Origin of the sequence: Pseudomonas sp. NPDC089392 (genome assembly GCF_044749595.1) — a bacterium.
In the GTDB taxonomy this organism is placed as follows: Bacteria; Pseudomonadota; Gammaproteobacteria; order Pseudomonadales; family Pseudomonadaceae; genus Aquipseudomonas.
Genome location: NZ_JBIVIF010000075.1, coordinates 1 through 14,861, shown reverse-complemented (window position 1 = coordinate 14,861; position 14,861 = coordinate 1). Strand labels below are relative to the sequence as shown.

At 63.4% G+C, this 14,861-nt stretch carries 13 protein-coding genes; 8 read left to right on the top strand and 5 right to left on the bottom strand.

Annotation, left to right across the window (positions count from 1 at the left end; all coding sequences use genetic code 11):
• Positions 1-322 (top strand): hypothetical protein (locus tag ACIP1G_RS31220; protein WP_400744290.1); only part of this gene is annotated, 322 nt, incomplete at its 5' end.
• On the opposite strand, the gene ACIP1G_RS31215 is transcribed toward ACIP1G_RS31220, so the two are convergent.
• Positions 306-3,062 carry a response regulator gene (locus ACIP1G_RS31215; protein WP_400744289.1) on the bottom strand — a complete coding sequence of 919 codons (2,757 nt, stop codon included), beginning with the start codon at positions 3,060-3,062 and terminating at the stop codon, positions 306-308. The genes ACIP1G_RS31220 and ACIP1G_RS31215 overlap by 17 nt on opposite strands.
• 193 nt (positions 3,063-3,255) lie before the next feature.
• Here ACIP1G_RS31215 and ACIP1G_RS31210 point away from each other — a divergent pair, with 193 nt between their 5' ends.
• From ACIP1G_RS31210 to ACIP1G_RS31180, 7 genes are all read left to right on the top strand, one after another.
• On the top strand, positions 3,256-3,975 hold the full coding sequence (locus ACIP1G_RS31210; RefSeq protein ID WP_400744286.1) for a response regulator transcription factor: 720 nt from the start codon (positions 3,256-3,258) through the stop codon (positions 3,973-3,975).
• 3 nt (positions 3,976-3,978) lie between these two features.
• On the top strand, positions 3,979-5,370 hold the full coding sequence (locus tag ACIP1G_RS31205) for a sensor histidine kinase (protein ID WP_400744283.1): 1,392 nt from the start codon (positions 3,979-3,981) through the stop codon (positions 5,368-5,370).
• Positions 5,371-5,511: 141 nt separating this feature from the next.
• The gene (gene cysM / locus ACIP1G_RS31200; RefSeq protein ID WP_346643213.1) at positions 5,512-6,411 is read left to right on the top strand and encodes a cysteine synthase CysM; all 900 of its coding nucleotides are present in this window, start codon (positions 5,512-5,514) and stop codon (positions 6,409-6,411) included.
• On the top strand, positions 6,412-7,770 hold the full coding sequence (gene rlmD / locus ACIP1G_RS31195; protein ID WP_400744281.1) for a 23S rRNA (uracil(1939)-C(5))-methyltransferase RlmD: 1,359 nt from the start codon (positions 6,412-6,414) through the stop codon (positions 7,768-7,770).
• Positions 7,771-7,867: 97 nt separating this feature from the next.
• Entirely contained in the window at positions 7,868-10,108 is a 2,241-nt protein-coding gene (gene relA, locus ACIP1G_RS31190; protein ID WP_400744278.1) for a GTP diphosphokinase, read from the top strand.
• A gap of 124 nt (positions 10,109-10,232) precedes the next feature.
• On the top strand, positions 10,233-11,066 hold the full coding sequence (gene mazG / locus ACIP1G_RS31185; protein WP_400744277.1) for a nucleoside triphosphate pyrophosphohydrolase: 834 nt from the start codon (positions 10,233-10,235) through the stop codon (positions 11,064-11,066).
• Between the two features lie 26 nt (positions 11,067-11,092).
• Positions 11,093-11,632: a DUF2058 domain-containing protein gene (locus ACIP1G_RS31180; protein ID WP_400744274.1), complete on the top strand. Its 540-nt coding sequence runs from the start codon at positions 11,093-11,095 to the stop codon at positions 11,630-11,632.
• Between the two features lie 46 nt (positions 11,633-11,678).
• Here the strand turns inward: ACIP1G_RS31180 and ACIP1G_RS31175 are convergent, their stop codons facing one another.
• The 4 genes from ACIP1G_RS31175 to purM form a co-directional block, all read right to left on the bottom strand.
• Positions 11,679-11,861 (bottom strand): hypothetical protein, encoded by a 183-nt coding sequence (locus ACIP1G_RS31175; protein ID WP_400621904.1) that lies wholly within the window; start codon positions 11,859-11,861, stop codon positions 11,679-11,681.
• Between the two features lie 218 nt (positions 11,862-12,079).
• Positions 12,080-12,790, bottom strand: a complete 711-nt coding sequence (locus ACIP1G_RS31170; RefSeq protein WP_400744272.1) for a DUF3108 domain-containing protein — start codon at positions 12,788-12,790, stop codon at positions 12,080-12,082.
• Positions 12,791-12,798: 8 nt separating this feature from the next.
• Entirely contained in the window at positions 12,799-13,452 is a 654-nt protein-coding gene (gene purN / locus ACIP1G_RS31165; RefSeq protein WP_400744269.1) for a phosphoribosylglycinamide formyltransferase, read from the bottom strand.
• Positions 13,452-14,510: a phosphoribosylformylglycinamidine cyclo-ligase gene (gene purM, locus ACIP1G_RS31160; protein WP_003252437.1), complete on the bottom strand. Its 1,059-nt coding sequence runs from the start codon at positions 14,508-14,510 to the stop codon at positions 13,452-13,454. The genes purN and purM overlap by 1 nt, the downstream gene beginning before the upstream one ends.
• Between the last annotated feature and the right edge of the window lie 351 nt (positions 14,511-14,861).

Sequence of the window (14,861 nt, the reverse complement as noted above, 5' to 3'; positions counted from 1 at the left end):
TCTCATAGGCGCTGAATGTGTCGAGGCGAACACTTCGGCGCTCGATCTCATAGGCGCTGAATGTGTCGAGGCGAACACTTCGGCGCTCGATCTCATAGGCGCTGAATGTGTCGAGGCGAACACTTCGGCGCTCGATCTCATAGGCGCTGAATGTGTCGAGGCGAACACTTCGGCGCTCGATCTCATAGGCGCTGAATGTGTCGAGGCGAACACTTCGGCGCTCGATCTCATAGGCGCTGAATGTGTCGAGGCGAACACTTCGGCGCTCGATCTCACAGCCACCACATGTGTCAAGCCGGACCCCATCAGGCGCTCAATCTAGCTTGTGCAGCCAGCCGATTGATCGCCGCATCCAGTTCATCCAGCGCCTGTTGCGCCTGCGGGTTCTCCTGCTTGAGCAAGGTCTCACTACGCTGGCATGCCGCGCGTAACTGTGGCACGCCGCAATAGCGCGAGGCACCGTTCAGGCGGTGTACCTGCTCGATCAGCGTGCCGTGGTCATCGGCCTCACGGGCGGCGCGTATGGCTTCGCGGTCAGCCTCCAGCGAGGCCAGCAGCATGCTCAGCATGTCGGCTGCCAGGTCCGCTTTGCCAGCGGCCAGGCGCAGGCCTTCTTCGGGGTCGAGCACTTGCAACTCATCGCCACTGGCCAGGTGCTCGGCCAACCGCTCCTGCGGTGGCGCGCCCAGACTCAGGCCGGTCCACTTCATCACCACCTGCGCCAGCTGCCGTTCGCTGATCGGCTTGGTCAGGTAGTCGTCCATGCCGCCGTGCAGCAATGCGCGTTTTTCGTTGGCCATGGCGTGGGCGGTGAGGGCGACGATGGGTAGCGGGTTGCCGCTTTGGGTGTTTTCCCACAGGCGGATCTGCTCGGTGCAGGCGCGGCCGTCCATGCCGGGCATCTGCACGTCCATCAGCACCAGGTCGAAAGGTTCATCCTGCACCGCTTGTACTGCTGCATAACCGTTGTCGACGGCCAGCACCTCGGCGCCCAGGTCTTCGAGCAAGGTCTGCACCAGCAGCAGGTTGGCGGCGTTGTCGTCGACGCAGAGTATCTTCGGCTGGCGCTGGCCGTTGGCGTTGTTCGCCTCGCCCAGCGGGCGGCGCGGGTGCACCAGTTCCAGCAGCAGGCGCCGTAGCTTGCGTGTGCAGGTTGGTTTGGACAGCAACTGGCCATGGCCGTTGGGCAAGTACTTGTGGTACAGCGCCTGCTCGGTGGTGGGGCATAGCACGACACATTGGCAGTTGTAGCGTTCGAGCTGCTGGTGGTAATGGCCCAGTTGCTCGGGCGACAGGCTGCCCAGGTTAGCCCCGAGCACGGCGAACTCGAACGGCTGGCCGGCCTGGTTGGCGGCTTGCACCGCCTGCAGCAACTGGTCGTAGGAGGCAAACAGGCTGACGCTGAGGCCGCAGTCCTCCAGTTGGTGCTCCAGCGCTTGGCGCGCCAGTTCGTGGCCATCGACGATGGCCGCGCGGCGGCCCAGCAGCGGCTGCAGTGGCAGCTCTTCGACATCGTCGTGGGCCTTGGGCAGGTTGAGGCTGATCCAGAACTGCGAACCTTCACCCGGGGTACTGTCGACGCCGATTTCGCCGCCCATCTGCTCGATCAGGCGCTTGGAAATCACCAGCCCCAGCCCGGTGCCGCCAGGTTGGCGGGCCAGCGAGTTGTCGGCCTGGCTGAACGCCTGGAACAGCGTGCGCACATCCTGCGGCGACAGGCCGATGCCGGTGTCCTGCACGCTGATGCGCAGCTGTGCGCTGTCTTCGTGCTCGTCTTCGAGCATGGCGCGTACGACGATGGTACCTTCGCGGGTGAACTTGATGGCGTTGCTGACCAGGTTGGTGAGGATCTGCTTTAGGCGCAGCGGGTCGCCGACCAGCGACGTCGGGGTGTCGCGGTAGATCAGGCTGAGCAGCTCCAGCTGCTTGGCATGGGCGGCCGGGGCGAGGATGGTCAGGGTGTCCTGGATCAGGTCGCGCAGGTTGAACGGGATGCTGTCGAGCACCAGCTTGCCGGCCTCGATCTTGGAGAAGTCAAGGATCTCGTTGATGATCCCCAGCAGGTTGTCGGCAGACTTCTCGATGGTGCTCAGGTAGTCCAGTTGGCGTGGCGCCAGTTCGCTTTTCTGCAGCAGGTGGGTGAAACCGAGGATGCCGTTGAGCGGGGTGCGGATTTCGTGGCTCATGTTGGCCAGGAACTCCGACTTGATGCGGCTGGCCTCCAGGGCCTCCTTGCGCGCCATGTCCAGTTCGATGTTCTGGATCTCGATGGTTTCCAGGTTCTGGCGTACGTCCTCGGTGGCCTGGTCGATGCTGTGCTGCAGTTCTTCGTGGGCGCTGTGCAGGGTTTCGGCCATGCGGTTGATGCCCCGCGCCAGTTCGTCCAGCTCATGGCTGCCCATGGCCGGCAGGCGTGCTTCCAGGTGGCCGTCCTTGAGCTGGTTGACCGCGTGCTTGATACGCTCGATGGGGTCGTTGATGGTGCGGCTCATGCGCAGCGCCAGCAGGCCGCTGAGCACCAGGCAGGCGAGGATCAGCAACAGGCTGGTGAACAGGTTGCGGTAGCCACGCAGCAGGGTGCCGTCGTGGGACAGCTCGATCTCGACCCAGCCCAGCAGGCGTTCCGTCTCGGAGGGTACCGCATCGGTGGCCAGGTCGCGGTGGTGGCCGAACACCGGCATCAGGTAGCGGGTGGCGTCATTGCCGCTGCGCTGCAGCAACTGGGTGCCGGTGCCACCGCTGGGCGGCAGGTTGAGCATGCTCGGGCCGGCGTGGGCCAGGCGCGTGCGATCCGGGGCAAGGAAGGCGACCGCTCGCACATCGGCCTGCTCCAGGGTTTGCGCGGCAATTCGCTCCAGTTGTGCCGGTGCCAGCTTGGCCATGGCGGGTGCGGCCAGCGGCGCCAGCTGCTCGGCGATCATCTTGCCGCGTTGCAGCAGCTGGGTGCGCAGTTCGTTCTGTTGCAGCCAGGTGAAGTAACTGCCCAGCACCAGGGCCATCAGGCAGGCTGGCAGCAGGGCCAGCAGCATCACCCGGCTTCGGATTCCCAAGCGATCGAGCACACTCGCCTCCTGTGATGTGCCTGGACACCGTCAAGCTATGACGGCCAAGCCGGGAAGTTACTCCGCCTGCCGCGCTATTGCACCTCTTTAGTACGTGTTTTGCGCCGTGGCCGGGGCATTGGTCGCAGGGTGGTTGCCTGACAGGCGGTGGATGCTCAATAATTGCGCAATTGAGAATGCATGGCAGTTGCCAATGAATCCTGTAGCTATTCACAATTCCAATATCCTCGCCATCGAGGACGATCCGGTGCTCGGCGCTTACCTGCACGAAGAGTTGCAGCGTGGCGGCTTCCAGGTGACCTGGTGCCGCAATGGCCTGGAGGGCCTGGAGACGGCTGGGCGCCAAGCCTTCGATGTGGTGCTCATGGACATCCTGTTGCCCGGGCTGAACGGCCTGGATGCGCTGGCACAGTTGCGCAAGCGCAGTGCTACGCCAGTGATCCTGATGTCGGCACTGGGTGCCGAGGCCGATCGCATCAGCGGCTTCCAGCGCGGCGCCGACGATTACCTGCCCAAGCCGTTCAGCATGGCCGAACTGCAGGTGCGCATCGAAGCAATCTTGCGCCGCGTGGCCCTTGAACGTCGCCATCAAGCCCCGCATGAGCCTGCCGCCAGCGGCGAATTGCAGTTTGACGAGGGGCTGTGCGATGTACGCCTCGATGGCCACCTGGCAGGCCTGACCCCTAGCGAATTCCGCCTGCTCGACATCCTCAACCGCAACCTCGACGACGTGCTCAGCAAGCCGTTCCTTTACCAGCAAGTGTTGCAGCGTGGTTATTCGCGGCATGACCGCAGCCTGGACATGCACGTCAGCCAGATCCGCCGCAAGCTCAAGGGCATCGGCTACCACGAACGGCAGATCCGTACCGTATGGGGCAAGGGCTACGTGCTCAGCGCCAGCGAGGCGGAGTGACCCATGCTCGACCGCCATTCGCTGTTCTGGAAACTGGCCATTTTGCTGGTGGGCTTCTGCCTGCTGATGATTGGCCTCAGCTACACCTGGGGCCGGCACATGGAAACCCAGAACGCGTTCCTCTCGGAGCCGGCGCGGCAGGCCTTGCGCGGCTATGCCGGCGAGGCCGAGCGGGCCTGGCGCAGCGGCGGGCGGGCAGGGCTGGACCAGTGGGTGGCAGCCATGCACCAACGCGAGCGGGGCTGGGTTGGCGTGCTCGATATCAACCTGCGGCCGCTCGACAGTGCCACCCTCAACCCGCAGATCATGCAACGGTTGACACGCCTGCGCGGTGTCGACTGGCCGATGAGCCGGCGCAGCGTCGACCAGCCGTGGGTACGCATACCGTTCCCGGGGGCACCGGAGCAGGGCATGCTGGTAATCGAACTGCCGCAGCGGTTCAACCCGGACCAGTACCGCTTGCTGTGGCGAATCGTCACCAACGGCATCATCCCGGGGCTGTTTACCCTGCTGTTGTGCGTGGGCCTGTACCGCATGCTGATCGTGCCGCTGAACCAGCTCCGCGAGCAGGCCAATGCCTGGCGTGCCGACCAGCTCTCGGCGCGTCTCGACTCACGCACTATTGCCCGGCATGACGAGCTTGGCGAGCTGGCCCGGGCCTTCGACCAGATGGCCGAGCGGTTGCAGGGTACGGTGGCGATGCAGCAGCAGCTGTTGCGCGACCTGTCGCACGAAATGCGCACGCCGCTGAGCCGGCTGCGGGTGGCCTGTGACGGTGAAACCGACCTGCAGCGCCTGCGCGAACGCCTTACGCGTGAGGTGGATTGCATGCAGCAGCTGGTCGAAGACACCTTGCAACTGGCCTGGCAGGATGCCGAACGCGCGCCGATGAACCTGGAGCCGATCGAGGTCCAGGCGCTGTGGGAACTGCTGGCCGAGAATGCCAGCTACGAAAGCGGCTGGTCGCCCGCGCGCTTGCGCTGCGAAGTGCCGGCTGACTGCTGGGTGCAAGGCAACCTCAACCACCTGGCCCAGGCGCTGGAGAACATGTTGCGCAATGCCATTCGTCACTCGCCAGCCGAGGGTGTGGTGCGGTTGGGTGGGCAGCGTGAGGGCAGTTACTGGTGGCTGTGGCTGGAGGATGAAGGTGGCGGGGTGGCTGAAGAGGACCTGGAGCGGATCTTTGCACCGTTCTCGCGGCTGGATGGCTCGCGGCCTGGGGATGGTGGTTTCGGGCTGGGGTTGAGCATTGCCCGCAGTGCCATCCAGCGCCAGGGCGGGACCTTGTGGGCGCAGAATGGCAAGCGGGGGCTGCGGTTGTGGATGAGATTGCCATTACATGTGCCGGCCCCTTCGCGGGTAAACCCGCTGCTACGGCCAGCGGAGTCCGTGTAGGAGCGGGTTTACCCGCGAAGAGGCCGGCACAGGCCACACCGATATAGCTTGTAGCTATATGCACCACAGATTGCGTGATATGGCCGCGAGGGGTTTGCCGGTATGATAGGCGCCCCTGCCGTCCGGATTGTGAAATACGCCATGACCTTGCAGTACCCAACCATCGCCGATTGCGTCGGCAATACGCCTCTGGTTCGCCTGCAGCGCATCGCTGGCGAAACCAGCAACACCCTCCTGCTCAAGCTCGAAGGTAACAATCCCGCCGGCTCGGTGAAGGACCGCCCGGCATTGTCGATGATCACCCGCGCCGAGCTGCGCGGCCAGATCAAGCCCGGCGACACCCTGATCGAAGCCACCTCCGGCAACACCGGCATCGCCCTGGCGATGGCGGCGGCGATCAAGGGCTACAAGATGATCCTGATCATGCCCGACAACTCCACCGCCGAACGCAAGGCCGCGATGACCGCCTATGGCGCCGAGTTGATCCTGGTGACCAAGGAAGAGGGCATGGAAGGCGCCCGTGACCTGGCCGAGAAGCTGCAGGCAGAAGGCCGCGGCCTGGTGCTGGACCAGTTCGCCAACGGCGACAACCCGATCGCCCACTACAACAGCACCGGCCCGGAGATCTGGCAGCAGACCCAGGGCAGCATCACCCATTTCATCAGCTCCATGGGTACCACCGGTACCATCATGGGCTGCTCGCAGTACCTCAAGGAACAGAACCCGGCGGTGCAGATCATTGGCCTGCAACCGATGGAAGGCTCGGCCATCCCCGGCATCCGCCGCTGGCCCGAGGAATACCTGCCGAAGATCTTCGACGCCAGCCGTGTCGACCGCGTGGTCGACATGTCGCAGCAGGAAGCCGAAGACACCACCCGCCGTCTTGCCCGTGAAGAGGGCATTTTCTGCGGTGTGTCCTCTGGTGGTGCGGTCGCGGCCATGCTGCGCCTGTCCCGCGAGGTAGAAAATGCCACGATGGTCGCGATCATCTGCGATCGTGGCGACCGTTACCTGTCCACCGGCCTGTTCGACCCGAGCTAAATGTCCAAGAAAAAAAGCAACAGCGGCCTGCGCTTCCAGCCGGCCGGCGGCAACCGTAGCCCCCAGGTCCCCGTGGGCAAGAAGCAGCGCCTGGAAATCGAGCGCCTGGCCGGTGACGGCCGCGGCATCGCCTTCATTGAAGGGCGCACCTGGTTCGTCAGTGGCGCCCTGGCCGGTGAAACCGTGGAGGCACGGGTGCTCAATGCCCGTGGCAAAGTGGTCGAGGCCCGCCTGGAGCGGCTGCTGCAGGCCAGCCCTGAGCGCCGTGAAGCACCGTGCCGGTACTACGACCGCTGCGGTGGCTGCAACCTGCAACACCTGCCGCACGAAGCGCAGCTGGCGCTCAAGCAGCGCACCCTCGCCGAGCAGCTGCAGCGGGTGGCCGGTGTGCAGCCCGAGGAATGGGCCGCACCGCTGAGTGGGCCAGAATTCGGCTACCGGCGCCGCGCCCGCGTGGCGGTGCGCTGGGACGTCAAGGCTCGCCAGCTGGAGGTGGGCTTCCGCGCCGAAGCCAGCCAGGACATCATCGCCATCGACGATTGTGCGGTGCTGGTACAGCCCTTGCAGTCAATTTTGCGCCACTTGCCGACCGTGCTGCGCTCGTTGAGCAAACCGCAGGCGTTGGGCCATGTGGAACTGTTCAGTGGCACTGCCGAGGCGGTGCTGGTGCGTCATGTGGCGCCGCTGCCGGCAGAAGACCTGGCCAGGCTGCAGGCGTTCTGCGAGCAGGCCAATGCCCAGCTGTGGCTGCAAGGCGAAGGTGAGCCGGCACCGGTGGACCCGGCCGCGCAACTGGGCTTTGCTCTGGCGCCCTGGCAATTGGAGCTGGCCTGGCGCCCGGGTGACTTCGTGCAAGTGAATGCCCAGGTCAACACGGCGATGATCGAGCAGGCCCTGGCCTGGCTCGCACCGCAGGCCGACGAGCGCGTGCTGGACCTGTTCTGCGGCCTGGGCAACTTTGCCTTGCCGCTGGCCCGCCAAGCGCGCGAAGTGGTGGCAGTGGAAGGTGTGCAGGCCATGGTCGATCGGGCCGCAGCCAATGCCCGGAACAACAATGTGCATAACGCACAGTTTTTTCAGGCCGATTTATCGCAGCCTTTGGCAGGCACCGGATGGGCCGCCGAAGGCTTTTCTGCGGTACTCTTGGATCCACCGCGCGACGGTGCTTACGAGGTGGTGCAAGGCATCGCACGCCTCAAGGCCAGCAGGCTGGTCTACGTATCGTGCAACCCGGCCACGCTGGCGCGAGACGCCCAGGTGCTGGTCGGCCAGGGGTACCGGTTAAAAAGGGCCGGGATTCTCGACATGTTTCCTCAGACGGCGCATGTCGAGGCCATGGCGTTATTCGAAGCGGGCTAGCTGACTGGCCCCTTGGTGCGGCTACCACGGAAGGGTGGCCGCACGGTGATCGCCAGCGCAGCCATGAGTGCTGCGCTGTATGGAAAGGTAAAAAAAGATGGTACAGGTGAGAGTGCACCAGCCGGTCAACACCGACGGCAGTATCAATCTCGAAGCATGGTTGGACCATGTGGTAAGCGTCGATTCGGCACTGGATCGCGCAGCGCTGAAAGAAGCCTGCGAGTTTGCCCATGAGGTCGAGATAAAAGGCAACCCGGCCAAGCATTCCTGGGCGGACGGTACGTCGAGCTTTCAGGCGGGGCTGGAAATTGCCGAAATCCTGGCCGACCTCAAGCTCGACCAGGACTCCTTGGTGGCAGCGGTCATCTACCGCTCGGTGCGCGAAGGCAAGGTCACCCTGGCCGAAGTCAGCCAGCGCTTTGGCCCTGTGGTATCCAAGCTGATCGACGGCGTGCTGCGCATGGCCGCCATCAGTGCCAGCCTCAGCCCACGGCAATCGCTGGTGCTGGGCTCGCAGGCGCAGGTCGAGAACCTGCGCAAGATGCTCGTGGCCATGGTCGACGACGTACGTGTGGCCTTGATCAAGCTGGCCGAACGTACTTGTGCGATCCGCGCGGTAAAGGCTGCCGATGAAGAAAAGCGTCTGCGGGTCGCCCGCGAGGTGGCTGATATCTATGCGCCGCTGGCTCACCGCCTGGGTATCGGCCACATCAAATGGGAGCTGGAAGACCTGTCCTTCCGCTACCTCGAGCCCGACCAGTACAAACAGATCGCCAAGCTGCTGCACGAGCGCCGGCTGGACCGCGAGCGCTTCATCAGCGATGTGATGAACCAGTTGCAGAACGAGCTGCTGGCCACTGGCGTGAAGGCCGACATCAGCGGCCGGGCGAAACATATCTATTCCATCTGGCGCAAGATGCAGCGCAAAGGCCTGGAGTTCAGCCAGATCTACGACGTGCGCGCGGTGCGTGTGCTGGTGCCGGAAATTCGCGACTGCTACACCGCGCTGGGCATCGTGCACACCCTGTGGCGGCACATTCCCAAGGAGTTTGACGACTACATCGCCAACCCCAAGGAAAACGGCTATCGCTCGTTGCACACGGCGGTGATCGGCCCCGAAGGCAAGGTGCTGGAGGTGCAGATCCGCACCCATGGCATGCACGAGGAAGCCGAGTTGGGCGTTTGCGCCCACTGGCGCTACAAGGGCACCGACGTCAAGCCCAGCTCCAACCACTACGAAGAGAAGATCTCCTGGCTGCGCCAGGTGCTGGAATGGCACGAAGAGCTGGGCGACATCGGTGGCCTGGCCGAGCAGCTGCGGGTCGATATCGAGCCGGACCGGGTTTATGTGTTCACCCCCGACGGCCACGCCATCGACCTGCCCAAGGGTGCCACGCCGCTGGACTTCGCCTACCGCGTGCATACCGAGATCGGCCACAACTGCCGTGGCGCCAAGATCAACGGGCGTATTGTGCCGCTCAACTACAGCCTGCAGACCGGCGAGCAGGTAGAGATCATCACCAGCAAGCACGGCAACCCTAGCCGTGACTGGCTGAACTCCAACCTGGGCTACGTCACCACCTCGCGGGCGCGGGCCAAGATCGTGCATTGGTTCAAGCTGCAGGCACGCGACCAGAACGTCGCTGCCGGCAAGACCTTGCTTGAACGCGAGCTCAGCCGCCTGGGCCTGCCGCAGGTGGACTTCGAGCGCCTGGCCGAGAAAACCAACGTCAAGACTGCCGAGGACATGTTCGCCTCGCTTGGCGCCGGCGATTTGCGCCTGGCCCACCTGGTCAATGCCGCCCAGCAACTGCTGGAGCCCGAGCGCATCGAGCAGATCGAACTGGTGCCGCGCAAGCCTACCGGGCCGCGTACCGGCAAGCGTGGCGACATCCAGATCCAGGGTGTCGGCAACCTGCTGACGCAGATGGCGGGCTGCTGCCAGCCGCTGCCGGGTGATGCGATTGTCGGCTACATTACCCAGGGCCGCGGCGTGAGCATCCACCGCCAGGACTGCGCCTCGGTGCTGCAACTGGCGGGCAAAGAGCCGGAGCGCATGATCCAGGTCAGCTGGGGGCCGATCCCGGTGCAGACCTACCCGGTCGACATCGTCATCCGTGCTTACGACCGCCCAGGCCTGCTGCGTGACGTGTCGCAGGTATTGCTGAACGAAAAGATCAACGTGCTAGCGGTGAATACCCGCTCGAACAAGGAAGACAACACCGCGCTGATGTCGCTGACCATCGAGATTCCAGGCCTGGACGCGCTGGGCCGCCTGCTGGGGCGGATCTCGCAGTTGCCTAACATCATCGAGACGCGGCGTAATCGTACCCCTTGAGACCGCGGTGCCTACTTCGCGGGTAAACCCGCTCCCACAGGTACGGTGCAGATTTCGAAACCTGCATCCATCCTGTTGGAGCGGGTTTACCCGCGAAGAAGCCACCACCGAAGGACCTGCCTGAATGACTTACACCCTCGAAGACCTGTTGCACCTCATGGCCCGCCTGCGCGACCCGCAGTACGGCTGCCCATGGGACCTGCAGCAGAACTACGCGAGCATTGTCCCGCACACCATCGAAGAGGCCTACGAGGTCGCCGACACCATCGAACGCGGCGATTTCGAGCACCTGCAAGGTGAGCTGGGCGACCTGCTGTTCCAGGTGGTCTACTACAGCCAGTTGGCCAGGGAGGAGGGGCGTTTCGAGTTCGATGGCGTGGTCGACAGCATCACCCGCAAGCTCATACGCCGCCACCCGCACGTATTCCCCACCGGCGAGCTGTACGCGCCAGTGGACACCCCCAGCCTGAGCGAGGCCCAGGTCAAGTCACGCTGGGAAGAAATCAAGGCCGAAGAGCGCGCAGAAAAAAGCCAGCCCGAACAGCTGTCGCTGCTCGACGATGTACCGGCAGCATTGCCGGCGTTGTCGCGGGCAGCCAAACTGCAAAAGCGTGCAGCCACGGTTGGTTTCGACTGGCCTGCGGCATTGCCAGTGCTGGACAAGGTCCGTGAAGAGCTGGATGAAGTGCTGCAGGCCATGGCCGATGGCGATGCCGATGCACTCGAAGACGAAGTCGGTGACCTGCTGTTTGCCGCTGTAAACTTGGCCCGCCACCTCAAGCAGGACCCGGAAAACGCCCTGCGCCGCGCCAACCGCAAGTTCGAGCGACGTTTCCGTTTTATCGAACAGGCATTGCGCGACAGTGGTCGCCCCATTGAAGATTGTAACCTTGACGAGCTGGACGCCCTTTGGGGTGAAGCCAAACGTCAGGAAAAGAACCTGCCCAGCTGCGGCTGAGCTGTTGCATAAGTGAGTGAACATTCATGAGCCTTTCCCTTCGCGACCAATTGCTCAAAGCCGGTCTGGTCAACCAGAAACAGGTCTCGCAGACCAACAAAGCTGAAAAGAAACAGAAGCGCATGGAGCACAAAGGCCAGGTCGAAGTCGACGACAGCCAGCAGCGCATCGCCAAGGAAGCCATGGCCGAAAAGGTCAAGCGCGACCAGGAACTGAACCGCCAGCAGCAGGAAAAGGCCGAGCAGAAGGCCCGTGCCGCGCAGATCAAGCAATTGATCGAAGCCACGCGCTTGCCGAAGCTGAGCACCGAGGATTACTACAACTTCGTCGACGACAAGAAGGTCAAGCGCATTGCCGTCAACGCCCTGATGCGGACGAAGCTGAGCAATGGCGCATTGGCCGTCGTGGCTCACGCTGGCGGTTACGAGGTTATCCCCCGTGAAGCGGCGGTCAAGATCCAGGAGCGCGACCCTAACCGTATCCTGTTGCTCAACACCCATGTCGAGGAAGCGGACGAAGACGACCCGTACGCGGCCTACAAGATCCCGGACGATCTGATGTGGTAAACACGAAAAACCCCGCCTTGGCGGGGTTTTCTGTTTGAGGGCTGGGTTATTGCGTGGCGCGCTGGTTTTCCAGGTCTTCCAGCTCTACGCGGTACTGGTGGGCTTCGTGTTCGTTGTGGAACATCCCTACCAGTTGGCCTTGTTGGTGCACATCCCAGATCCGCACGCCAGCGGCCAGGCCTTCGTGGGACATTCTCGATTCGTCGCGTTCGGTTACTTGGACAGTCATCGGTAAACTCCACTTCTTCAGATAGCTGCGACACTGTGTCGCACACCCCCTTTATAGAGTTTGTTAGCAGGCTAAGTAAATAAAACAGGCATGAAACAAGTTTCATGATGCTCAACGGTGTGCTGCCTGTACCGGCCCTATAGCCGGCAACCCAGAAATCCCAGGCAGAAAAAAGCCCCGCTCAAGGCGGGGCTTCGGGTACTGCTGGCAGCGCGGGCTCAGTTACCCTTCACCGGCTTGCCGTCGACCGAGCCGTCCTGCAGCACGATCACGTACTCCTTGCCATCCGTCTCGACCTGGCGCAGTTGCACCAGCAGGTAGTCCCAGCTCTTGGCGAACCACAGCTCGGTAATACGCTTGCTCTGGCTTGGGTCGCGCACACGCTCGACCTTCACCGCGTCGATCTGGCCGGTTTTGGTAGTGACCTTTTCGGTGCCCAGCACGCGGAAGTCGTAGGTGTCGATCTCGTCACCGTCGACCACCTGGTAGGTCATGCTTTTCTTACCGGCCGCCACGTCATGCTGCAGGGCCAGCTGGTAGGACGACTTGTCCAGCACGCCGCGGTTCAGTGGCAGGTTGACCGCATCGCCACGGTCGCTACCGGTGACTTTCTTGGCGTTCCAGTCGAAGTTCAGGTCGACCTTCTTGGCCTTGCCCAGGCCGCCGCGCTCGAAGTGGTACTTCTGCGGCAGCAGGGTGTCGTTTTCCATGCGCAGGGTGCTTTGCTCGGTCAGGCTGGCGATCATCATGGAGGCCTTGAAATTAAGGTCCCAGGTACCGTTGGCATTTTTGACCAGGCTGCGCTCGGCGGTGCCGCTCATGGGCAGTTGCTTCCAGTCAGCGGTATAGCTGGCCGCGAATGGCTTCAAATCAGCTGCCTGGAGGGGTAGGGCGAGCACGGCGAGAGCCAAGAGCAGGGCGCGACGCATAAATTCTCCTAGGATCGAATCAAGTGACCGCTGGCCGGCAGGGGCTGACCATCCAGTAATGCACCCTGTTCGCCAAGAAGCAAGCGCCCTTCAGCGAACCACTGCACTGCCAGCGGATAGATCTGGTGTTCCTGGTGGTGTACCCGTTGGGCCAGGCTTTCGACAGTGTCCTCAGACGCCACCGGTACCACAGCCTGTACGACCAGTGGGCCGCCATCGAGTTCCTCAGTCACGAAGTGTACGCTGCAACCATGCTCGGCGTCGCCTGCCTCCAGCGCCCGGCGGTGGGTATGCAGGCCTTTGTACTTGGGCAGCAGCGACGGGTGGATGTTGAGCAGGCGCCCCTGATAGTGGCGCACGAAGTCGCCACTGAGGATGCGCATGAAACCGGCCAGCACCACCAGGTCCGGGGCGAAGCCGTCGATGCGCGCCATCAGCGCGGCATCGAAGGCTTCACGGCCGTCGAACTGGGTGTGGTCGAGCACGGCGCTGTCGATGCCGGCCGCCGCAGCGCGTTGCAGGCCGTAGGCATCGGCGCGGTTGGAAACCACCGCACGGATGCACACCGGGCTGTCCGGGCCTTGGTAGCTGTCGATCAGGGCTTGCAGGTTGCTGCCGGAGCCCGACAGCAGTACCACTACATTGCAGGTATTGCTCGGCATCAGTGTGCCTTGAGGTTCTGCAGTTCGACCTGGGCGGCGCCTTCGGCAGCTTCGGCGATGTGGCCGATGACCCATGGCTGCTCACCGGCGGCGCGCAGTTCGTTCAGGGCGGCTTCGACCTGGTCCTGGGCCACGCAGATGACCATGCCGACGCCGCAGTTCAGTACGCGGTGCATTTCGTGCTCGTCGACGTTGCCTTTTTCCTGCAGGAAGTCGAACACCGCCGGGCGCTGCCAGCTGGCCACGTCAACCACGGCCTGGGCGTTTTTCGGCAGAACGCGCGGGATGTTGTCCAGCAGGCCGCCACCGGTGATGTGGGCCATGGCCTTGACGGCGCCGGTGTTCTTGATCAGCTGCAGCAGCGGCTTGACGTAGATGCGGGTTGGCGCCATCAGCAGGTCGGTCAGCGGCTTGCCGTCCAGCTGGGTGTTCTCGATGTCGGTAGCGGATACTTCGAGGATCTTGCGGATCAGCGAGTAGCCGTTGGAGTGCGGGCCCGAGGACGGCAGGGCGATCAGCGCGTCGCCAGTGGCAACCTTGGAGCCGTCGATGATCTCGGCCTTTTCCACCACGCCAACGCAGAAGCCAGCCAGGTCGTAGTCCTCGCCTTCGTACATGCCAGGCATTTCGGCGGTTTCACCACCAACCAGCGAGCAGCCGGCCAGTTCGCAACCGGCGCCGATGCCGGTGACTACGGTCGCGGCCACGTCAACGTTCAGTTTGCCGGTGGCGTAGTAGTCGAGGAAGAACAGCGGCTCGGCGCCGCACACCACCAGGTCGTTGACGCACATGGCGACCAGGTCCTGGCCAATGCTGTCGTGCTTGTTCAGGTTCAGCGCCAGGCGCAGCTTGGTGCCGACGCCGTCGGTGCCGGAGACCAGCACCGGCTGCTTGTAGCCGGCCGGGATCTCGCAGAGGGCGCCGAAGCCGCCCAGGCCACCCATGACTTCAGGGCGTGCGGTGCGTTTTGCCACGCCCTTGATGCGTTCGACCAGTGCTTCGCCGGCGTCGATGTCTACACCGGCGTCCTTGTAGCTCAGGGAGGGTTGCTTGCTCATTGATCCAGGCCTTTAGGAGGGAGGGATTCTTAAAAACGACCATGACGGCCAAGGCCGGCGGGTAAGCGGCGGCTGCCTGAAACGTCAGTGGTCTGTGAAGGCGCGCGATTTTATCAGGGTTGCCGGGCAGCGGCCATCCTCAGGCCGACGGGCAGGGCATGAAAATGGGTAAATAGTATGGGGTGTCCGGCTTTAAAGGTTTGGCGCCTGGAGGGTTCGAGCGCCGAAGCGTTCGCCTCGACACATTCAGCGCCTGTGAAATCGAGCGCCGCCCGCGCGGCGCTTCGCGGCTAAAGCCGCTCCTACGTTTGTTTCGGGCCAATTATTCCTGTGGGATTTGCGCGCGAACGC